22 protein-coding genes and 1 other annotated feature are annotated in these 21193 nt (G+C 31.8%); of the genes, 12 read left to right on the top strand and 10 right to left on the bottom strand.

Features of this window, described 5'->3' with window-relative positions:
• Nucleotides 1–409: 409 nt before the first annotated feature.
• The 8 genes from BBG48_RS01735 to rpmG form a co-directional block, all read right to left on the bottom strand.
• A complete protein-coding gene (locus BBG48_RS01735; protein ID WP_068913723.1) occupies nt 410–1000 on the bottom strand; it encodes a hypothetical protein in 591 nt (196 codons plus the stop codon).
• Between the two features lie 491 nt (nt 1001–1491).
• Nucleotides 1492–1863, bottom strand: coding sequence for a 50S ribosomal protein L7/L12 (gene rplL, locus BBG48_RS01730; protein ID WP_068913725.1), 372 nt, complete (start codon nt 1861–1863; stop codon nt 1492–1494).
• Nucleotides 1864–1893: 30 nt separating this feature from the next.
• A complete protein-coding gene (rplJ, locus tag BBG48_RS01725; protein ID WP_068913727.1) occupies nt 1894–2433 on the bottom strand; it encodes a 50S ribosomal protein L10 in 540 nt (179 codons plus the stop codon).
• Between the two features lie 22 nt (nt 2434–2455).
• Nucleotides 2456–2584, bottom strand: a sequence feature (ribosomal protein L10 leader region).
• Entirely contained in the window at nt 2583–3281 is a 699-nt protein-coding gene (rplA, locus tag BBG48_RS01720) for a 50S ribosomal protein L1 (protein ID WP_068913731.1), read from the bottom strand. Its footprint overlaps the feature before it by 2 nt.
• Nucleotides 3282–3341: 60 nt before the next feature.
• Complete coding sequence (gene rplK, locus BBG48_RS01715; protein ID WP_068913733.1) at nt 3342–3767, bottom strand: 50S ribosomal protein L11; 426 nt, start codon at nt 3765–3767, stop codon at nt 3342–3344.
• Nucleotides 3768–3786: 19 nt separating this feature from the next.
• Nucleotides 3787–4320 carry a transcription termination/antitermination protein NusG gene (gene nusG, locus BBG48_RS01710; protein WP_068913735.1) on the bottom strand — a complete coding sequence of 178 codons (534 nt, stop codon included), beginning with the start codon at nt 4318–4320 and terminating at the stop codon, nt 3787–3789.
• A 9-nt stretch (nt 4321–4329) separates the two neighbouring features.
• Complete coding sequence (secE, locus tag BBG48_RS11225) at nt 4330–4581, bottom strand: preprotein translocase subunit SecE (protein ID WP_243446727.1); 252 nt, start codon at nt 4579–4581, stop codon at nt 4330–4332.
• Between the two features lie 19 nt (nt 4582–4600).
• The gene (gene rpmG / locus BBG48_RS01700) at nt 4601–4750 is read right to left on the bottom strand and encodes a 50S ribosomal protein L33 (RefSeq protein WP_068913737.1); all 150 of its coding nucleotides are present in this window, start codon (nt 4748–4750) and stop codon (nt 4601–4603) included.
• 417 nt (nt 4751–5167) lie between these two features.
• Here rpmG and hrcA point away from each other — a divergent pair, with 417 nt between their 5' ends.
• The 6 genes from hrcA (at nt 5168) to BBG48_RS01670 (ending at nt 10948) form a co-directional block, all read left to right on the top strand.
• Entirely contained in the window at nt 5168–6202 is a 1035-nt protein-coding gene (gene hrcA, locus BBG48_RS01695; RefSeq protein ID WP_068913739.1) for a heat-inducible transcriptional repressor HrcA, read from the top strand.
• Nucleotides 6203–6220: 18 nt separating this feature from the next.
• A complete protein-coding gene (gene grpE / locus BBG48_RS01690) occupies nt 6221–6865 on the top strand; it encodes a nucleotide exchange factor GrpE (RefSeq protein ID WP_094754453.1) in 645 nt (214 codons plus the stop codon).
• Nucleotides 6866–6945: 80 nt separating this feature from the next.
• Nucleotides 6946–8817, top strand: coding sequence for a molecular chaperone DnaK (dnaK, locus tag BBG48_RS01685; protein ID WP_068913741.1), 1872 nt, complete (start codon nt 6946–6948; stop codon nt 8815–8817).
• 195 nt (nt 8818–9012) lie between these two features.
• Nucleotides 9013–10170, top strand: coding sequence for a molecular chaperone DnaJ (gene dnaJ, locus BBG48_RS01680; RefSeq protein ID WP_068913742.1), 1158 nt, complete (start codon nt 9013–9015; stop codon nt 10168–10170).
• A gap of 191 nt (nt 10171–10361) precedes the next feature.
• Entirely contained in the window at nt 10362–10571 is a 210-nt protein-coding gene (locus tag BBG48_RS01675) for a helix-turn-helix domain-containing protein (protein ID WP_068913744.1), read from the top strand.
• Between the two features lie 122 nt (nt 10572–10693).
• Nucleotides 10694–10948 carry a transposase gene (locus BBG48_RS01670; protein ID WP_408608345.1) on the top strand — a complete coding sequence of 85 codons (255 nt, stop codon included), beginning with the start codon at nt 10694–10696 and terminating at the stop codon, nt 10946–10948.
• 813 nt (nt 10949–11761) lie between these two features.
• Here the strand turns inward: BBG48_RS01670 and BBG48_RS01665 are convergent.
• The gene (locus BBG48_RS01665; protein ID WP_068913746.1) at nt 11762–12754 is read right to left on the bottom strand and encodes a helix-turn-helix domain-containing protein; all 993 of its coding nucleotides are present in this window, start codon (nt 12752–12754) and stop codon (nt 11762–11764) included.
• Between the two features lie 152 nt (nt 12755–12906).
• Here BBG48_RS01665 and BBG48_RS01660 point away from each other — a divergent pair, with 152 nt between their 5' ends.
• Genes BBG48_RS01660 through BBG48_RS01635 form a run of 6 tightly spaced genes read left to right on the top strand, consistent with a single transcriptional unit; the run spans nt 12907 to nt 20418 of the window.
• Entirely contained in the window at nt 12907–14661 is a 1755-nt protein-coding gene (locus BBG48_RS01660; RefSeq protein ID WP_068913747.1) for an ABC transporter ATP-binding protein, read from the top strand.
• Nucleotides 14645–16363, top strand: coding sequence for an ABC transporter ATP-binding protein (locus BBG48_RS01655; protein WP_068913749.1), 1719 nt, complete (start codon nt 14645–14647; stop codon nt 16361–16363). The genes BBG48_RS01660 and BBG48_RS01655 overlap by 17 nt, the downstream gene beginning before the upstream one ends.
• An 11-nt stretch (nt 16364–16374) precedes the next feature.
• Nucleotides 16375–17718 carry an MATE family efflux transporter gene (locus BBG48_RS01650; RefSeq protein ID WP_068913751.1) on the top strand — a complete coding sequence of 448 codons (1344 nt, stop codon included), beginning with the start codon at nt 16375–16377 and terminating at the stop codon, nt 17716–17718.
• Between the two features lie 55 nt (nt 17719–17773).
• Nucleotides 17774–18361 carry an MptD family putative ECF transporter S component gene (locus tag BBG48_RS01645; protein ID WP_068913753.1) on the top strand — a complete coding sequence of 196 codons (588 nt, stop codon included), beginning with the start codon at nt 17774–17776 and terminating at the stop codon, nt 18359–18361.
• Nucleotide 18362: 1 nt separating this feature from the next.
• On the top strand, nt 18363–19019 hold the full coding sequence (locus BBG48_RS01640) for an energy-coupling factor transporter transmembrane component T (protein ID WP_002839659.1): 657 nt from the start codon (nt 18363–18365) through the stop codon (nt 19017–19019).
• Between the two features lie 10 nt (nt 19020–19029).
• Nucleotides 19030–20418 carry an ABC transporter ATP-binding protein gene (locus tag BBG48_RS01635; RefSeq protein ID WP_068913754.1) on the top strand — a complete coding sequence of 463 codons (1389 nt, stop codon included), beginning with the start codon at nt 19030–19032 and terminating at the stop codon, nt 20416–20418.
• 216 nt (nt 20419–20634) lie between these two features.
• Here BBG48_RS01635 and BBG48_RS01630 read toward each other — a convergent pair whose 3' ends face one another.
• A complete protein-coding gene (locus tag BBG48_RS01630; protein ID WP_068913756.1) occupies nt 20635–20991 on the bottom strand; it encodes a plasmid mobilization protein in 357 nt (118 codons plus the stop codon).
• Nucleotides 20992–21193 lie beyond the last annotated feature (202 nt).

Below are 21193 nucleotides of genomic sequence, written 5' to 3'. Positions count from 1 at the left end.
TATAATCAATATTAATTTTCTTAAGTTTCTTTTTAATTTATCTATTATGAGTATTCTATACAATAATTATATCACTAGTCTGTTTCAAATAAAATTGTAAAACTCACTATTTCGTCTATTGTTTTTTCTATTAGCGTCATTAGTTTATTATGATTTACTGAATCAAAGAATTTCTCTTTTGTCTATGTATACTATCAAATCCTAGACATCATTCATTATTTCTAACACTTTGTTTACTGCTTGTTGTGCTCACCTGTTTGGTCTAAATACATAGCTGTTTTTGACTTTCACCCGTTAGAGCAACTCCCATAGAGTACAAACTTAAAAAAGACGGAATTTCCTGCGTCTTAAATGTCGATATTGTATGGTTTTCAAATCCAAAAACTGGAATTGTTGTAACTAATTCACACTACCTCTTTTTTATCCTACTTTGCACCGGTCTTATTGTAGCCCCATAGTAAGGACTAATGTAGCCCCAGTGATTTCTGTATGGGTCGTACTCGTAGTATTCAAGATAAAAGCCACAGGGAAAAAAGGTTCCTGGAGATGTTTGCTGTAATTCTGCTGTCCAATATACAGCTTGACTTGTTGCAGATGTGTTTTCTTTCCCGATGATGATTCCTCCAAATGGTACGAACAGTGAATTACCTGTCTTTTTCCCTGTAACGCGGTATCCCTCAATACCATTGAGCGTTTCCAGCGTAAAAATACAATATTTCTTGCTTATGAAATCTCTTGCTTCTTTTAGTGTTGGGAGTCTCCAAGGCTCACCATACATCATAGTTGCTGCATCATAAGGTGTTGCGGAAATATTATCTCCAAGAGCCTGATATTTTGTATCTTTAAGATATTTGTAATTTTCTTTTGAATAGTTTTTCTGATGGGTCAAATCTCCCCACGTCAGATGCAGACCATAGTCCTCAGGTGAATTGGCACCAACATTTCTGTCTGCCCATAAAATACCGTTTGGAAGTCCAAGGTCAACCAAATTGATATCCATTGCCAGCTCCTTAAATTTTATTTTTTAAGTTCTTTATTTTCAAAACATCTCAACCTAAAAGTCGCCAAAATAAATTCTAATACTGACTTTCATAAGAAAATATAGTATTATTTTTCATTACAAAAATTTTTGCATAAGATAGTGGCATAAATTTCTTTTTAATATGTATTCTACAATTTTCAAAGTAATTTAGTATAAGCCTGTAATCTTTATAAATTTCTAATATATTTTTCTAAATTATACTATTACTCAATTACTTTGTAAACTTATGAATCTTTCGTGTTATCTACTCTTGTTCTTATTTTCCAACTCCTACGCATTGTAATGCATCTCTTATATCACAAATTTCTATCCCACAACAGTTGACAAAGAACCCAAAAAAATCTGCTGAGGGTTACCTCCCCCAACAGATATCATAGAACCAATCTCTTTCATATCAAAAAATCCCATGGATACTATCCATGGGATTGATTTTTAAAGTATTTTTAAAACTATTTAACTTCTGCTTTTGCTCCAGCTGCTTCAAGTTTACCTTTGATTTCTTCAGCTTCTTCTTTAGATGCACCTTCTTTAACTGGCTTTGGAGCTCCATCTACAAGATCTTTAGCGTCTTTAAGACCAAGACCTGTGATTTCTCTTACTACTTTGATAACGCCAACTTTAGAAGAGCCAGCATCAGTTAAGATAACATCAAATTCAGTTTTTTCTTCAGCTGCTCCGCCATCTCCAGCTGCTACTGCTCCACCCATTACTACTGGTGCAGATGCAGATACGCCAAATTTTTCTTCAGCAGCTTTAACTAATTCATTTAATTCAAGAACTTTCATGTTTTCAATTGCTTCTAATATTTGTTCTATATTCATTTTAACCCTCCGTATTTTTATATTTTATAATTATTCTTCTGTTACTGGAGCAGCTTCTGCTGCTGGTTCGTCAGCTTGCTTTTTGTCTGCTACTGCAGATAACAAGTACACGAAGTTTGACATAGGAGCTTTTAAGCTGCCAAGTAATTTTGCGATAAGTTCTTCTCTTGATGGTATATTTGCCAATGCCATAAGCTTATCAGCATCATAATATTCGCCTTCAACATATCCCATCTTCAGTTCCAATTTTGGGTGTGTTTTTGCAAAATCCTTAACGATTTTTGCTGGAGCAACTGGATCGTTTACACCAAATGCAAAGGCATTTGCACCAACTAGATTAACGTCATCAAACATTTCCATATTGCCTATTTGAGCTGCTGCACGTCTTACCATTGTATTTTTTAATACTTTGTACTCAACGCCTGCTTCTCTAAATTTACTTCTAAGCTCTGTATCTTCTGCTACTGTTAGTCCTTTATAGTTAACAACTATGCAAGATTGAGAGTTTTTGATGCTTTCAACTATATTGCTAACAATTTGCTCTTTTTCTTTTATTGCTTTTTCGCCCACGAATTGCACCTCCTTATTAATTTTTTTCAATAAAAAACCTATTCATCGCAAAAGACGGACAAATAGGTTAGAGATTTTCATCTAATTGCCTAAATAGGATTGTATTTTAAGCCTTAGCTCCTACCGTCTTTGGCGTATTAAATTTTTTATTAGTCGTTTATTCTAACTGGGTTAACCTTTACTCCAGGTCCCATTGTGCTAGCTGTAGTAACGCTCTTTAAGTATTGACCCTTAGCAGCAGATGGTTTAGCTTTAACTATTGCATCCATAAGTGTTTTAAAGTTTGCAAATAGTTTTTCCTGTCCAAAGGATACTTTTCCTATGATAACGTGAGCAATATTAGCTTTGTCTAGTCTGTATTCAACTTTACCTGCTTTAATTTCTTCTATTGCTTTCGCTACGTCCATAGTTACTGTTCCGGATTTTGGGTTAGGCATTAAACCTTTAGGTCCAAGCACTTTACCTAATCTACCTATAACACCCATCATATCAGGTGTAGCAACTATAACATCATAGTCAAACCAGTTTTCACTCTGGATTTTTTGTACCATATCTTCTGCACCTACAAAGTCTGCTCCTGCATCTTCAGCTTCTTTAGCCTTGTCACCTTTAGCAAAAACTAAAACTCTTTTAGTTTTTCCTGTACCGTGAGGTAGCACTACTGCTCCTCTAACTTGTTGGTCTGCGTGTCTTGAGTCAACACCTAATCTGATGTGTACTTCAACAGTTTCATCAAATTTAGCTGTACCCATTTCGCATACCTTTGCTAAGGCTTCTGAGGCATCGTAAAGATTATGAGGATCATACTTTTTAAGGTCTTCCTTATATCTCTTACCAACTTTTGCCATATTTCCTCCTCGTGGTAATAACGGTAAATAAAATTTCCTCCCACCAATCTATAAATAAAACTATTCTTCTACTGTAACTCCCATGCTTCTTGCTGTACCAGCTATCATACTCATAGCTGATTCAACTGATGCTGCGTTGAGGTCTTTAAGTTTTAATTCTGCTATTTCTTTTAACTGTGCTTTTGTTATCTTAGCTACTTTCTTTTTGTTTGGCTCACCTGAACCTGACTCAATCTTAACAGCTTTTTTAATTAAAACTGCAGCTGGTGGAGTTTTTGTGATAAAACTGAAAGACCTATCCTGATATACGGATATAACTACTGGTATTATCATTCCAGCCTGGTCTGCTGTTTTAGCATTGAATTCCTTTGTAAAAGCCATTATATTTACACCGTGTTGTCCTAGTGCAGGTCCAACTGGTGGAGCAGGTGTAGCTTTTCCTGCTGGTATTTGTAATTTAATTTGTCCTATGATTTTCTTTGCCATCTGTGCACCCCCTCATCCCTTAAGATAATTTTTTGATTTGAGAAACTCCAAGTTCAATTAGTGTTGGTTTTCTGAACATCAATATCTCGGCTTTTACCATATTTTTATCCGGCATAATAGCCTTGATAACGCCTTCGATGTCTGCAAACGGTCCACCTGTAATTAGCACTCTATCTTCTTCTTGGAAGTCTAGATTAGTTATTTGTACACTGTCTTCTAAGTGCATATCTTCAACTTCTTGCTCAGTAAGCGGTATCGGCTTAGATGTAGTACCTACAAATCCTGTAACTCCCTTAGTATTTCTTACGACATACCAAGATTTATCTGTTACATTCATTTTTACAAGTACATATCCGGGGAATAATTTCCTTTGTCTAGATTTTTCTTTGCCATTTCTTACTTCTACAACTGTTTCTTCTGGTATAACTACTTGCTCAATATCATCTTGCATTGATAAATTTTCAACCATTTTTTCAAGCGACGCTTTAACTTTGTTTTCGTAGCCTGAATATGTGTGAATAACATACCAAAGCATTTCACCTTTTTCCTGCATATATCCTCCTTATTTTACTAGTAAAGATATAGCATAACCTAAAGCAGAGTCGATAATATAAATTACCACGCTAAAAAATAACACTGTAGCTACAACAACTGCTGTGTATTTCTTTAATTCTTCAGGTTTAGGCCAATGAACTTTATTAAGCTCCATTCTAGTTTCCTTGAAAGAAGTCGCCAAAGATTTATGCTCTTTAGGTTCCTCGGGCGTTAGAGTTTTCACTTGTTGTTTTTTTACTTCATTACTAGTTTCAGCCAAGTCTTCACACCCTTTTTAACTATTTAGTTTCCTTGTGAACTGTGTGCTTTTTACAGAACTTGCAATACTTCTCTAGTTCAATTCTGTCGGGGTCATTTTTCTTGTTTTTTGTAGTGTTGTAATTTCTGTTTTTGCATTCCTGACAAGCCAGGGTAACTTTAACTCTCATTTCTACCTCCTAATAAACTAAATAATAGAAGGAATTGTTAATATAAAATAGATTGGTTGTGGTGTCAAACACCATCTACACACTTTACCATAAAAGGTGCTTTATGTCAAGAAATTTTACCTTCTAATTTGCATTTTTTTATTAGTTTTTTTTCTTTCAGCTAAATATTAAGTTAAAATTTAAAATTTATCAATATAATATTTTTAAAATTTTAATTTTTAGTAAACACTTTACATAAAATTTTCCTTCATTCATTTATATATTACACTTATTATTACTCAAATTTTTATAATTTTTTAATATTTTTTATGATTTCTATTGACTTTTGATATTAAAAATGATATCTTAATAATATAGTTATCACTCTATATTAAAGAGTGCTAACAAAACCCGTAATATTATAAACGGAGAATTATTATGAATAAACTATCAGAAAGGAAATTAAAAATACTTCAATTAATAATTGAAGAATATATAAGCTCCGGCGAGCCTGTAGGTTCAAGGACAATTTCAAAAAATACCGAGCTTAATTTAAGTGCAGCTACGATAAGAAATGAAATGTCCGACCTAGAGGAGCTTGGCTATTTGGTTCAACCTTATGTGTCAGCAGGAAGGGTGCCATCTCAAAATGCCTACTCCCTGTATGTGGATGAACTTATGCAGACAGAGCCAATTAAGCATGATGAAATAGATACTATCGAAGAAGTTTTAAACTCTAACATATGCAAGATAGATGACCTTTTAAATGAAACTGTAAAGTTGCTCAGCAATCTTACCAGTTACACTTCAATAGCTATTTTAAACAAAGAGACAAAACGAAAGAAAAATTTAATAAAACATTTTGAATTAGTCCCTATTTCTGAATATCTAGTTGTAATGATAATAGTAATGGAAGATGGAAAAGTTCACAACGATATCATTAATGTAGGAAACAGCATTTCTAAAGAAAAGCTTGATTTAATTTCAACTAGTATATCAGGTAATATTGTAGGAAAAAGCATATACGAGCTTGGAGACACATTAAGTTCCTATGTTAAAGAGGAGATACATTCCTACGATGTTTTCTTTGAAAATATTATGAAAACATTAGATAAAAATATAGACAATTCAGGCCCACTAAGCATAATGCTAAATGGAGCCAATAATATTTTTAACTATCCTGAATTTAATGATATTGGCATTGCAAAATCATTCTTCACATTGATTGAGGATAAAAATAGTTTAGTTGACATAGTTAAGACTAAGGGGATAGAAAAGGATAATGTAAACATAATTATAGGCGACAAGTCTATGGGAGATTTGTTTGACAATTACTCAATACTGACAGCTAATTTTGATGAAAATGACTCATCATTAGCAAAAATTGGCATAATCGGTCCTAGAAGGATGGATTATAAAAAAGTATTTACATTGATTAATTATATTACAAAATATCTTAATGATAAGTTGTGAAAAATTTAAGGAGGGAAAATGGCTGAAATTAATAATATTGATGATAAGGAACTTATAAATCCTGAAGATACAGCTGTAAATCCAAACGATACTGAACTAGACAGTGTTAGTCCAAATGACGAAACACCAAATACCGAAAATTCGCAAGAGCAAGTGTCTGAAATGGACATTGACCAAAAATCAGAGCAAAATAATGACGCACAAATTAGTTTGGAAGATGAAAAAAGTAAAAAAATCGATGAACTTACTAAACAGGCTGAGCAGATGAAAGACTTAGCTCAAAGAACTCAAGCAGAATTTATGAACTACAAAAAACGTACCGCAAAAGAAATGCAAGACATTACAGTCTTTGCCAATGAAAAAATAATGTCCGACTTAATCACTGTACTGGACAATTTCGAGCGTGCCATTAGCATAGAGGAAAACAAGGACGACCCATTATATAAAGGAGTTGAATTAATCCAAAAACAACTAATTGATACACTTAAAAAATATGGTCTGCAAGATATAGAGGCTAAAGACCAGCCGTTTGACCCAAATTTTCACCACGCAGTTATGCAAGAAGAAGCTGATACCCCAGGAATGGTATTAGAGGTATTGCAAAAAGGCTACAAGCTTAAAGACAAGGTGCTTAGAGCAGCGATGGTTAAGGTTTCAAACTAGAAATAAACACTTATCTTTAAAAGTATAAAACAATAATATAATTTTAATTAAAAAAACTTAAAAATCGGAGGAATTTACTAATGAGTAAAACAATAGGAATAGATTTAGGAACAACAAACTCTTGCGTCGCAGTAATGGAAGGCGGAGAGGCAGTAGTAATAACAAATAGAGAAGGTATGAGAACCACTCCATCAGTAGTAGCATTTACTAAAGACGGGGAAAGAATAGTCGGAGAACCAGCAAAAAGACAAGCAGTTACAAACCCTGATAGAACAATATCCTCTATAAAAAGAGAAATGGGTAGAGATTATAAAGTTGATATAGATGGTAAAAATTACACTCCTCAGGAAATATCAGCAATAATCTTACAAAAATTAAAAGCCGATGCTGAAAGCTACCTTGGCGAAAAAGTAACAGAAGCAGTTATAACAGTTCCTGCATACTTTACAGATGCTCAAAGACAAGCTACTAAAGATGCCGGTAAAATTGCAGGTCTTGAAGTTAAAAGAATAATCAACGAACCAACAGCAGCAGCCCTAGCCTACGGCGTAGACAAAGACACATCTGATGAAAAAGTCTTAGTATTTGACCTTGGTGGTGGTACATTCGATGTCAGCATACTTGAAATAGCAGATGGAACATTTGAAGTTTTAGCTACAAACGGTAACAACAGACTTGGCGGAGACGACTTCGATAAAGTTTTAGTTGACTATATAGCAGAAGAATTTATGAAAACTGATGGTGTTGACCTTAGAAAAGATAAAATGTCCGCTCAAAGACTTAAAGACGAAGCAGAAAAAGCTAAAAAAGAACTATCCTCTACTTTGACAACTAACATAAACCTACCATTTATCACAGCTACTGCCGAAGGTCCAAAGCACTTAAATATGGATATCACAAGAGCTGAATTCAACAAATTGACAGCTCACCTAGTAGAACAAACTATGGAGCCAACAAGAAAAGCACTTCAAGACTCAGGTCTTTCTGTAAATGACTTAGCTAAAATATTACTAGTTGGTGGTTCTACAAGAATACCGGCAGTTCAAGACGCTATAAAGAAATTCACAGGAAAAGAACCTTCTAAAAATATCAACCCTGATGAATGTGTAGCCTTAGGTGCAGCTATACAAGCAGGTGTCTTAGCAGGTGATGTTAAAGACGTATTGCTACTTGATGTTACCCCATTATCACTTGGTATCGAAACATTAGGTGGAGTATTTACTAAGATAATCGAAAGAAATACTACAATCCCTACTAAAAAATCTCAAGTATTCTCTACAGCAGAAGATAATCAGACAGCTGTTGATATACACGTATTACAAGGCGAAAGAGAATTTGCAGATGCCAACGTAACACTTGGTAGATTTAGATTAGACGAAATCCCACCAGCAAGAAGAGGCTTACCTCAAATAGAAGTTACATTTGATATAGACTCAAACGGTATAGTTCACGTTACTGCGAAAGACCTTGGTACTGGTAAAGAAAATAAAATCACAATCACTTCTTCAACTAACCTTTCCGAAGACGAAATCAACAAAAAAGTTAAAGAGGCTCAAATGCACGAAGAAGAAGATAAAAAGAGAAAAGAAAGAGTTGAGGCTGTAAACCACGCTGAAAACACAATCTATCAGATGGAAAAATCTCTTAACGATATAGCAGATAAAGCAACAGAAGGCGAAAAAACCGCCGTTGAAGGTGCTATAGAAGACCTTAAAAAGACAAAAGACGATGCAAACTCTACTACAGAACAAATAAGAGAAAAAATAGATGCCCTTATGAAATCATTTGAACCTATATCTCAAAAAATATATGAACAAGCTCAGCAGGCTGGGCAAGCAGCTCAAGGTCAGACACAGCAAGGAGCTGCTCCTAACCAAGGCACTCAAAATTCAGAAGATAACGTAGTAGACGCAGACTTCACAGATGTAACTGACGATAACAAAAATAATTAATAATCAGGCAGCATTTACTAATCTTATATAAAAAATTAACAAATATTTAAAAATAAATCATTGAATTAGCCGGATATATCTGTTATTATTTTAAATGCTTTATTTTACAAAGTGATTATAAATTTTACAGATATATCTCCCGCTTTTAATTTATAAGATTAGTATTTTGTATTAACACAAGGTGGTGAACTAAATTTGGCACAAAAAAAAGACTACTATGAGCTGCTTGGAGTAAATAAAGACGCAACGGAGCAAGACATAAAAAAAGCTTATCGTAAACTAGCTATGAAATATCATCCTGATAAAAATCAGGGTAACAAAGATGCAGAAGAAAAATTCAAAGAAATAAACGAGGCTTACGAAGTATTATCAAATAAAGATAAAAGAGCCAAGTATGATAGATTTGGACCTGACGCATTTACCAATGGTGGCAGTGCTGGTGCCGGAGGATTTGGTGGATTTTCTTCCTCTTCCTTTGACTTTGAAGATATATTCAGCGACTTTTTTGGCGGAGGATTTGGTGGAGGTGGCTTTTCTCAAAAAAGAAACAACAGCAAATCTCCAAGAAAAGGACAAACTGTTCGTATCAGATTGTCAATCTCCTTTGAAGAGGCAGCATTTGGTGTATCAAAGGATTTAGAAATCCCCGTAGAGGACAGTTGCCAATTCTGTAAGGGTACAGGTGCAAAAGACGGTACTTCTAAAAAAACTTGTGAAACCTGTCATGGTCAAGGTTATGTAAGCAATACTGTACGTACTCCGTTTGGCACAATGATGAACCAATCTCCTTGCCCTACTTGCGGAGGCACTGGTGAAGTAATACTGGAAAAATGTACTCACTGCGGTGGCACAGGCAGACTTAAAAATAAACGTAAAGTTAAACTTGATATACCAGCCGGTATAGACGACCAAAATGTATTAAGAGTACAAAATCAAGGTCAAGGTGGATATAACGGCGGTCCTAACGGTGACTTAGAAGTCATAGTTACTGTTAAACCTCACCCACTGTTCAAAAGAAATGGCAATGACATTCACATCGATATGCCAATCACATTTGTGCAGGCAGCTCTTGGTGATGAAGTAGAAGTACCTACTATTGACGGTAAAGTAAAATACAAAATACCTGAAGGAACTCAAAATGGTACAATATTTAGACTGAAGGGTAAAGGTATAAAATATTTAAGAGGTTCAAGTCGTGGTGATGAGCTAATCAAAATCACAGTAGAAGTACCAAAATCTTTATCCGATGAGCAAAAAGATGTACTTAGACAATTTGCTAAAATAACAGGCTCAGAAGTAAATGAACAAAGCAAAAACTTTCTAGATAAACTAAGAGACTTTTTTAAAGAATAAAACTTAATATAAAATAAAGGTATGCAAAAGTGAAATTTCACTTAGGCATACCTTTTTGTTTTATACTAGTTTACTTTGAAAATTGTAGCATACATATTGAAAAGAATTTTATGCTACTACCTTATGCAAAAATTTTTACAATGAAAACTAATACTGACATACCTTTAAATTTAATAGTATAATAATGAATTATGAGAAAAATATACGAAATAAGTGAACAAGAATATAAACAAGATGAAGAAATAAGAAAAGCTAACAATAATAAGACGCTAGATAAAAAATTACGAGTAATAACTCTGAGATTTCAAGGATATAAGAATGTTGAAATCGCAGAAATTATACAGTACACACCTAACTATGTAGCCACCTTGTTAAGAAGATTCAAAGAAAAAGGGTTGTAGGAATGAAGCTAGAAAACTATTACCCTAATAAAAGAGTAAGGCTAATGTTTCAAGACAAAGCAGGATTTGGACGAATAAACAAACCAAGGTATTGTTGGTGTAACGAGTAAATCCGACCAACAGTGCCATGCCATCACATAAGAGATTGCAGATATGTGTACGCAGCAGTAGAACCAAAGACAGGAGAAATTTTCTTTTTAGTAATGCCAAATTGCAACACAGATTGTATGAATGTATTTATAAACCGGTTATCATCAGAATATGAAGAAGATATGATTATATTGGTTTGTGACAAAGCACTGTGGCATAAATCAAAAGGATTAGATATACCTGATAATGTAGAGATACTACAATACCACCATATACACCAGAAATGAACCCCATAGAACAGATATTGAAATAAATCCGTCAGATGGGGTTCAATAATGAAGTATTTAAAACATTAAAATATGTAATTAACAGATTATGCAAAACAATAAATAAGCTAACGAATGAAATGATAAAAAATATAACATTAAGAAAATGGATAAGTGAGATATAAATTTATTATACTACGATTTTAAAGGTATATTAGTATAAGTAACATTTGTATAGAATATTAGTATTAAAAGATATAATTTGCAATTGATAAATACCTGTTTGTCCAAATTATACTCTGAATGTAACGCAAAAAAGACCGTAACAATTAAGCTACGGTCTAAATTTTTTTATTCTATTGTAAGCCATTTTTATGATTTTTCGCTCTATTCCCATTCTTCTTTTCCAAACGTACGATATATCCCAAACCATTCAAAATACTAGATTCTATTTTTTCTAGTATCACTAAATCCACCTAATTATAGGACGTTTTCAAATTTTTAGTCCCGTCCCAGTCCCAGTACCGGAGAAATATTGTTTTAATATAATATCTATTTTTGTCTTCTAAGCTCTTAAAAGTAAAAAAATAAGTAAAGAGTCAAGATAAAGATAAAAAGTCTATATTAGGGCAAATAAAAAACTTTAAGACAGATGATAAAGCCAAGTCAAATAAGAAAAAACATAGCAAAGGTGCAGAGAGGTAAATATCGGCAGTCTTCGGACTGCCTTTATTTTTTTTGATTATTTTTTTAATCAACTCTATACACACAAATACAAATATCTATACATATCCATTAAAACTAAAAATATGGGTCTATAAATAAAAAATTAGTTTAATCACTGCAATCACAATTTAAATTATGATGCTCGCAAGCTAAATTACGGACTTCACTAGGAAGTTTTCCCTTGTATCTTTTGTAATAAATGGAAAATTTGCTATGGGATGTGTATCCAACAGATTCAGCTATTTCCTTTATAGGTAGTTTGGTATTTAAGAGAAGAGTTTCAGCTACATTCATTCTTTTTCTTTGGGTGTATTCTGTAATGCTTTGACCATATTTTTCTTTGAATAAATTTTTTAATTTTGTTCCGCTCATTTTAGATATTTTTTCAAGGGTTTCTTGATTTACATTCATGGCAAAATGATCATCTAAAAACCTGGATACATCTTCAAGTGCTTTATTATCGTCAAACTCAATTTTATATTTTTTTCTATTTAAGTAGGTATCGATTACTATGCTTATCCACTCATTTGCCTTTGCTTTAAAGAAAAAATCAGCGGCTGGAGTGTCCATCTTACAATTTAATATTTCCATTGCCACTTTTTCTAAAGACTTTGTAAGTATTATTTGATTAGTTTGAAGTAAAGCCCTATAAAAGGATTCAAGATCGATATTAATGGATGACAGATGCTTTTCTAAAAGTTCTCTTTTAAATCCAACAGAAACAGTGAGATAGTAACTATTCTCGTGTAATAAAAATAGAAAGTCATCTTCTATATTGTCAAAATCAAGAGTATATAAGGAGTTTGGCGTCAAAGTTTGATAAGGGTTAAATTTTTCACCGTTTGCACTTACAATATAGCTAGAGCATATCGAAACATAGTTTTCCATACTATAAGTACTATTTTGAATAACTTCTTCTTTGATATAAAAATCATGGACATCAATAATAAATCCATCTCCTTCATAAAACCAATATAGGCCTTCTGCATAAATTGAATCATCTTTACTCCAACAAAATGTATGCCCTGCACTTGAATATTTCTTATTGTTTTTACATTCATCTACCTTCATGTATTCTTTTACAAAATCATAATAAGTCATAACAATCCTATCCCTTTTAGACAATATTCCAATTAGCCTTATTAATTCAAAACTATTGTATTAGTAATTATAACTGATGTATAATAAAAATGCAATGATAATTATTATCGTCTAGACGAATTTGAATCTAATAGGAATATTAAGGAGGGAATATGAAAATTTATAGAAGGCTTTTTTCCTATGTGCCTGAAGAAAAACATAATGGATATATAGCAGTTTTTTTATCAGCACTATCTGCATTTTTAATGGTGTACGGGTATTCGTTACTGTATAAACTTTTAAGAAGTTCAATTGTTGAGGGGGATTTATTAGTAGCTAGGACTTTGTCCATTCAAGCTGTCTTATATTTGACGATAGGGGCACTAGTTTACTTTTTGTCGGGCTTTTTTTCTCATAAACTTGGATTTCGCTTAGAAACTAATTTAAGAAAAAAAGGTATAGATGGACTTACAGGAGCAAGTTTTCGCTTTTATGATTTAAACCCATCTGGAATTATAAGGAAAACTATTGATGACAATGCAGCTAAAACTCATACGGCAGTAGCACATATGATACCAGATAACTCTCAAGCTTTTTTAATTCCAGTATTATCTTTAATACTTGCCTTTTCTATTAGTAGCAGAGTGGGATTAGTTATTCTTATACTAACAATAGTAGGGGCTCTTATTTTAAAGAACATGATGGGTGGAGGAGAGTTCATGGAATACTACCAAAAATCCTTAGAAATTTTAAGTGGTGAAACAGTTGAATATGTCAGAGGCATGCAAGTTGTTAAAATATTCGGAGCTACTGTAGAGTCTTTTAAAACTCTTTATAGGGCGATTAAGGATTATTCTAAGTATGCTCTTGATTACTCAATTAGTTCTAAAAAACCTTATGTACTATATCAATGGATATTTTTTGGAATTATTACAATTTTGTCTATCCCTTTAGTTTTTACCATAAATAAAGTTAATAATGCTAATTTGCTTATTGTTGAACTATTCATGATTTTGTTTTTAAGTGGAGTAATGATGGTTTCATTTATGAAAATTATGTGGGCTAGTATGAACATCTTTAATGCTAGGTATGCGGTAGATACTTTGGAAGATTTATATAAAAAGATGAATGAAGATAAATTGTCTTATGGAGAGAATATTAATTTCAAAAACTATAATATAGAGTTTGATAATGTAACATTCGGTTACAATGGAAATAAAGTATTAGAAAATTTATCTTTTAAATTAGAAGAAGGAAAAAAATATGCTTTGGTGGGTCATTCAGGATCAGGTAAATCGACTATTGTAAAGCTATTATCTGGTTTTTACAAAGTAGATAGTGGCAGCATAAAGATTGGAGAGAGACCCTTAGAATCTTATAGTAAGGATACTCTAATAAACACAATTTCTTTTGTTTTTCAGGATAGCAAACTTTTTAAGACATCTATTTACGAAAATGTTGCTCTTGCTAATAGAAAGGCAAGTAGAGAAGAAGTTATGAAGGCTATGGAACTTGCAGGTTGTAATGTTATTTTAAATAAGTTTCCTGAAAGGGAGAATACCATGATTGGCTCAAAAGGAGTCTATTTATCAGGAGGAGAAAAACAGAGAATTGCTATTGCGAGAGCCATGCTCAAGAAATCTAAAATTGTAATTATGGATGAAGCTAGTGCTTCTATTGATCCAGACAATGAGTATGAGCTTCAAAAGGCCTTTAAAAACCTTATGAAAGATAAAACAGTTATTATGATTGCCCATAGAATAAGTAGTATTCGTTCCGTTGATGAAATTTTAGTTTTGGATAATGGTGAAATAATTGAAAGAGGCAGTGATCAAGAACTTATTTCAAAAGGTGGAAAATATAAGGAATTATTAGAGCTTTACGATAGTGCAAATCAATGGAGGGTTAAAGATGAGGAAATTTTATAAAAAACGCTTTTGTCTGACTGATAAAGGGGCAAAAGATCTCACTAAATCTACTATATCGAGTTTCTTGGTTTACTGTATTAATATGGTTCCTGCCTTTATTTTAATGATGTTAACAGATGAGCTTCTTTTGAAAAATATTAAAAGCCCTTATTTATATTTTGGCGTTTCTGTTGTTACATTAGTAATAATGTATGTTTTGTTAGCCAAAGAATATGATGATCTTTATACTACAACTTATGAAGAGAGTGCTAATTTAAGAATAGATATTGCTGAAACTCTATCAAAACTTCCCCTATCCTACTTCTCAAAACATAATTTATCAGATATATCTCAAACGATTATGGCAGATGTGGAAAAAGTAGAACATGCTATGAGTCATTCAATACCTAAAGTAGGAGGAATGGTTTTATTTTTCCCACTAATTGGAATTATGTTAATGATAGGTAATTTTAAGATGGGGCTTGCAGTAATGATCCCAACTATTTTAAGTTTTATACTAATACCTATTGCTAAAAAGTCGCAGGTAAAAGGAAACAAGAAATATCACAAGGTACTTAGAGAAAACTCAGAAAAATTCCAAGAAACCATTGAACTTCAACAAGAAATAAATAGTTTTAACTTATCCGATGAAGTGAGGTCTTCGTTATATATGCAGATGGATGAAAGTGAAAAAATACATCTTAAAGTTGAACAAGGCTCTCTTTTTGTAATGGGTTTATCCTCTGCTCTTGGCTTTGTAAGTATTGCAGTAGTTAGTTTTGTTGGGATTAGCCTTATTCTATCTGGGGAGATTGACATTTTATATCTCTTAGGTTATTTAATGGCTGCCATAAAAATAAAAGATATTTTCGATTTATCAAAAGAAGGATTATTAGAAGTGTTCTCTATAGATCCAAGTGTTGAAAGGATTAGGGAGATTAAGGAAACAAAAATTCAAGAGGGTAAAGATGTAGAACTGAATATGTTTGATATAGTCTTTAAAAATGTAGCTTTTTCTTATGGTGATAATCAGGTTTTAAAGGACATTAGCTTTACTGCGAAACAGGGAGAGGTAACGGCTCTAGTTGGAGCTTCTGGCTCTGGAAAGACAAGTATATTAAGATTAATATCAAGATTATATGATTATGATAAAGGTCAAATTTTAATAGATGGAAAGGATATAAAAAACATTTCCACAGATTCTTTATTTAAGAAAATATCTATTGTTTTTCAAGATGTTACTTTATTTAACTCATCTATATTAGAAAATATTCGTATAGGTAAAAAAGATGCCAGCGATGAAGAAGTTATAAAGGCAGCTACCCTTGCAAATTGTATGGATTTTATTAATAAACTTCCTAATGGGTTAGATACAGTTATAGGAGAAAATGGGTCAGAGCTTTCTGGTGGTGAAAGACAAAGACTTTCTATAGCTAGAGCCTTTCTGAAGGACGCACCAATACTTATATTAGATGAAATATCAGCAAGTTTAGATGTGGACAATGAAAAGAAAATCCAAGAAAGTTTGAATAAATTAATAAAGGATAAAACCGTTATTATTATATCCCATAGATTAAAATCTATTGAAAATGTAGACAAAATTATAGTCATAGAAAATGGATATGTGGAAAGTCAAGGCAATCATAAAGAACTGATAGAAGAATCAAAATTGTATAACAATTTATTAGAAAAAACAAAACTAGCAGAAGAATTTATTTATTGAGGGGATTAAAAATGAAACAAAACATGAAAAAACAGTTGTTAACCAAGAAGCCATTGTCTTTAATGTTTCAATTATCTATACCAGCAGTAATTGGGATGGTAGTTATAGGCCTATATCCACTTATGGATGGAATATTTGCTGGACAAATAATTGGCGAGAATGCTATGGCGGCTTGCTCAATAGCTATGCCACTTACATTTTTTAATAATGGGATTGCAACGCTTATAGGGATAGGTTCGGCATCCATTTTATCAAGAGCCATGGGAAAGGGTGATAATGATACTATAGACAAACTTATGGGAAATCTTATCTATTGGGTTATCTTTTTTTCAACGATTATAACAATAGGAGGAATACTTCTAGGACCATATTTTTTAGATTTAATTGGAGCAACAGGAGAAATAAAGGCATTAGGCATAAGGTATTTAAGAATAATATTTCTAGGCTCAATTTTTGTAAACTTTGCTCAGTCAGCCAATATGGTTATGCGTGGTGAAGGGCTTATGAAAAGAGCAATGAGTATCATGGGGCTTGGTGCCTTTATCAATATAGCTCTTGATCCAATACTAATGAAATTAATGGGTGATTATGCCATTGAGGGAGCAGCTATAGCCACTGTAACAGCACAAATAATTCAAGCTGTCATTACTCTTTATTATTTTAAGAATAAAAGTGAAAATGTAAAAATAGGGAAAATAAAAAAAGAAAAAGATATATCAAAGGAAATGTTTGGAGTAGGAGTATCAGCTATGATCATGCAAGTATTTCTCATGGTTCAACAAACATTACTTTATAAACAAGCTTTTAAATATGGTGGAGATCCAAATGCAATATTGATGTCAGCAACTTTGAGATTTTATGGGTTTTCATTTATACCAATTTGGGGAATGAGTCAGGGGTTACAGCCGATTATTGGCACAAACTTTGGAGCAAAACAATACAACAGAGTAAAGGAAACTATGAAGATATTTTCTATAGGAGGAACAGTACTTGCAGCAATTTTTTGGTTACCAGCACAAGTATATTCAAAACAGTTACTTGGTTTATTTAAAGTAAGTCAGGATATAATTTTAAGCGGAGTTAATAATTTCAGAATATTCTATTCAGTATTTATTCTTTATGGAATTATGATTATGACAATAACTTTTTTTCAAGCGATTGGGGATGGGAAAAAAGCTGGAATGATCGTAATGCTAAGACAGTTAATACTACTTGTTCCAGCCTTACTTATATTGCCAAGAATATTTGGAGCAGGGGCTGTTTGGTGGGCAGAACCAGTTGTAGATTTTACTATGATAATGGTAGGTTTAGTAATGCAAGCCAAGGCTCTTTCAAATATGAATGTAAATAATTAAAAATAAAGAGAAAAAACAAAAATAGCAGAAGAGTGTATTTATTAGGAGGATTAGAATGAATAATAAAAAGTTAAAAGGAAAAGACGTTATTACGATAGGTATATTTACTGCAATATATTTTGCAATCAATTTTGGTTTTATGCTTTTAGGAGGTCTTCATCCATTAATGTGGGTGCTTATGCCTGGTTTTATAGCTTTAGTTGGTTCTATCCCATATATGATTATGGTTCAAAAAGTTAAAAAAACAGGAGCAGTCATAATAATGGGGGTTATTGTTGCTATAATATACTATTTAACTGGTCAATTTAGTTTAATAATAATTGCATCATTAGCAATTGCCAGTATATTGGCAGAGCTAATAAGATACCTATCAAAGTATGATAGTTATAAAGGGAATTCACTTTCATATGCTTTTTTTTCACTAGGTATGATAGGTTCTCCATCACAAGTATGGATTTTAAAAGATGAATTCATATCAAAAATGCTTGAAAATGGAATGCCAGTAGATTATGTTAATACATTAAAAAGCTTTATTAATACACCAATGTTAATTGTGTTAATTGTAACACCATTTGTTTTTGGATTATTATCTTGTGGGATTTTAAAATCATTTCTATATAAAAATTTTGAGGCGAGAAATTAAAATGTTCAGGCGATTAAAATTAGATCCTAGAACCTCAATAATACTGCTTTTATTGGTAAATATATTTTTCTTTAAAAGTAGAACGGTGGCAAGTGAATTAGTTTTAATGAGCTATTTGTTGATTATATTGACGGTTTGCGGAAATTTTAAATCGGGATTAAAAGTATATTTAACTTTTATTACTTTTTTAATAATAAATTATTTTGTTTTTCCCCATTCACCCAAGTGGATTGTAACGACATTTATTGTACCTGTTTCTTATGCAAGGAAGATTTTTCCTTGCATAATGGCAGGAACATTGTTATACAAAACGGTGACTGTAAGAGGAATTGCAGGAGTTTTTAGAAAATTTAAATTCTCAGAAAATTTTATTTTAGCATTTATGATAACTTATAGATATTTTCCCACATTAAGACAAGATATACATTGTGTTAGAGAATCAATGAAAATAAGGGGGATTAGTATGATTAAAAACATGGATATATTTGTTGTACCTATAATAAATTCTGCGATTGATATGTCTGAAGAGTTATCTAAGGCAGCTGTAACACGAGGAGTTGAGAATCCAGGTAGAAAAACAACAATAATTGATTTTAAATTTACTGTTTATGATGTATTAGTGATTTTATCTGTTGTTTTAATTATGGCTATATTTTAGGTGAGTTGTAATGGATTATATTAATATAAATGATGTAACTTGTACATCTAAAACGGGATATAAAATATTAAAAGACATCAATTTGAATGTTGAAAAAGGGGAATGTATACTACTTATGGGACTAAGTGGTTCAGGCAAAACCTCATTGACTAAATTAATAAATGGAATTATACCACATTTTGAAGAACAAACTGACTTTGTTGGAGAAGTTTTAATAGATGGAGAATCTACTAGAAATATATCACAATATAAAATTTCAGAAAAAGTTGGTTCAATATTTCAAAATCCAAAATCTCAATTTTTTAATTCTGATGTTGAGGGAGAAATTGTATTTGGCCCTGAAAACATGGGAGCTGATCCAGAGTTAATAAAAAAAAGCTTGAAAAAAACTATTAATAGATTAAACATAGATAGATTACTGGGGAAAAATGTCATCTCATTGTCAAGTGGAGAAAAACAAATTTTAGCTTTTGCATCTATTTTTGCATTAAACACAGATATTGTCGTATTGGATGAACCATCTTCAAATCTTGATATGGATACAATTGAAACGATAAAAAATAATATTGAAATATTTAAAAAAGAAGGCAAGACAATTATAGTTGCAGAACATCGATTATATTATTTAAAAGATATAATTGATAAAGCATATTATATAGACGAAGGTATAATTAAGGATTGTTTTACACAAGAAGAGATAAAATTATTTAACTCAAAAAAAGAAAATAATCTCAAAATTAGAACTTTATCTACTCCGAAGTTGGAAGTTCTTGAAAAAGAATTTAATAAAAATGATGAGTATTTATGTGAAGATTTATCGTATACAATAAATGGAAATCTCATATTTAAAGATATTAATATTTCTTTAAATAGAGGAGAAGTTTTAGGAATAATAGGAAAAAATGGTATAGGAAAAACTAGTCTGTTAAAGTGCATTTCAGGACTTATGAAGAAAAATACAGGAAGTGTTTTTTTTAACAATAAACTTTTAAATAATAAAGATCGATTAAAAAATACATACCTTGTAACACAGGACATTAATTCACAATTATTCACTCGAAGCGTAAAAGAAGAATGTGAATTAAATTTACCTGAGGATAGATTAAATCAGGTAGATGTAGTTCTAAATAGGCTTGGATTAGATAAATATAAAGATAAGCACCCAATGTCGCTTTCAGGAGGACAAAAACAAAGGTTAACAATTGCCTTAGCTCTACTTTCAAATAAAGAAATCATAATCTTTGATGAGCCTACAAGTGGTTTAGATTTCAAAAATATGATAATTGTATCAGAAGCCATAAAAGATTTGGCGAAAAAATCCAATAAAGTTGTAATTGTTGTTTCGCATGATTATGAGTTTCTAAATACGGTAGCGGATGGAATATATGAAATGATGTAACATCAATAATTAAAATCTTAAGGGTCTGTAAATAATTTTGTGTATCAACCTAAATCCTGGTAAAAAGGTAAGGGTTGATACATTTTTTATTTATCAATGTTTATCCATTCCTCTAGAATTGGAGTTTTACTTAATTTTACACAACTTTGATAAACTATCAATTTTTCATGAAAATTTAGAGTTGATTTTATTGGATGTATTTTTGTAATTGCCATACTAATCACCAGAACTTTCTTTTGATTTATTTAGAAGTAGAGAATGGATCTGCCATATTTCTCTTGATAATTTTTCTATTTTTTCTCTCATATAGTCAATATCTTTTTTGTAAATAACACCAGTTGTATTAGTAGCTTTAGCAATCTGATTTATATTATTTGTTGCATTTGAAAGTAACCATTGAAGATCTCTAAATGGTTCTAGGTCTACAATATAAATTTCTTTTTCTAATACGCATTTTCTAAGAAAATTGGACATGGTTTTGCAATTTGCAAGTTTCATTTTCTTTTCAAAAATTTCTTTTTCTTCATCTGTTAAATATATTTTAAGTTGATTTTTTCTTTTTCTATTCTCCATATTTTTCTCCTTTGCACTTATCTTTTGGGGTCTTAGGGTTCTCCCTAACAAGGTAAAAATCATAAAATTATATAGCCTTATAAGCTATTGATTTTTTGATTTTTTCGTAAGTGGGTACTCACTTACTGTGCTTGCTATTATTAACAAGTCTAAAATTTATTTTTTAATATTTTTTCAAATAGGAATTAATAAGTGTAACTGT

This window comes from Criibacterium bergeronii (assembly GCF_001693775.2).
GTDB classification, from domain to species: domain Bacteria; phylum Bacillota; class Clostridia; order Peptostreptococcales; family Filifactoraceae; genus Peptoanaerobacter; species Peptoanaerobacter bergeronii.
Note: the sequence above shows the minus strand (reverse complement) of the source record. Positions and strands in the feature narration are given on the sequence as shown.

Excerpts from the sequence above, each read along its gene's own strand:
- BBG48_RS01735 (WP_068913723.1), bottom strand. The coding sequence starts at position 1,000 with ATGGATATCAATTTGGTTGACCTTGGACTTCCAAACGGTATTTTATGG.
- rplL (WP_068913725.1), bottom strand. The coding sequence starts at position 1,863 with ATGAATATAGAACAAATATTAGAAGCAATTGAAAACATGAAAGTTCTT.
- rplA (WP_068913731.1), bottom strand. The coding sequence starts at position 3,281 with ATGGCAAAAGTTGGTAAGAGATATAAGGAAGACCTTAAAAAGTATGAT.
- rplK (WP_068913733.1), bottom strand. The coding sequence starts at position 3,767 with ATGGCAAAGAAAATCATAGGACAAATTAAATTACAAATACCAGCAGGA.
- nusG (WP_068913735.1), bottom strand. The coding sequence starts at position 4,320 with ATGCAGGAAAAAGGTGAAATGCTTTGGTATGTTATTCACACATATTCA.
- rpmG (WP_068913737.1), bottom strand. The coding sequence starts at position 4,750 with ATGAGAGTTAAAGTTACCCTGGCTTGTCAGGAATGCAAAAACAGAAAT.
- hrcA (WP_068913739.1), top strand. The coding sequence starts at position 5,168 with ATGAATAAACTATCAGAAAGGAAATTAAAAATACTTCAATTAATAATT.
- grpE (WP_094754453.1), top strand. The coding sequence starts at position 6,221 with ATGGCTGAAATTAATAATATTGATGATAAGGAACTTATAAATCCTGAA.
- dnaK (WP_068913741.1), top strand. The coding sequence starts at position 6,946 with ATGAGTAAAACAATAGGAATAGATTTAGGAACAACAAACTCTTGCGTC.
- BBG48_RS01675 (WP_068913744.1), top strand. The coding sequence starts at position 10,362 with ATGAGAAAAATATACGAAATAAGTGAACAAGAATATAAACAAGATGAA.
- BBG48_RS01665 (WP_068913746.1), bottom strand. The coding sequence starts at position 12,754 with ATGACTTATTATGATTTTGTAAAAGAATACATGAAGGTAGATGAATGT.
- BBG48_RS01660 (WP_068913747.1), top strand. The coding sequence starts at position 12,907 with ATGAAAATTTATAGAAGGCTTTTTTCCTATGTGCCTGAAGAAAAACAT.
- BBG48_RS01655 (WP_068913749.1), top strand. The coding sequence starts at position 14,645 with ATGAGGAAATTTTATAAAAAACGCTTTTGTCTGACTGATAAAGGGGCA.
- BBG48_RS01650 (WP_068913751.1), top strand. The coding sequence starts at position 16,375 with ATGAAACAAAACATGAAAAAACAGTTGTTAACCAAGAAGCCATTGTCT.
- BBG48_RS01645 (WP_068913753.1), top strand. The coding sequence starts at position 17,774 with ATGAATAATAAAAAGTTAAAAGGAAAAGACGTTATTACGATAGGTATA.
- BBG48_RS01640 (WP_002839659.1), top strand. The coding sequence starts at position 18,363 with ATGTTCAGGCGATTAAAATTAGATCCTAGAACCTCAATAATACTGCTT.
- BBG48_RS01635 (WP_068913754.1), top strand. The coding sequence starts at position 19,030 with ATGGATTATATTAATATAAATGATGTAACTTGTACATCTAAAACGGGA.
- BBG48_RS01630 (WP_068913756.1), bottom strand. The coding sequence starts at position 20,991 with ATGGAGAATAGAAAAAGAAAAAATCAACTTAAAATATATTTAACAGAT.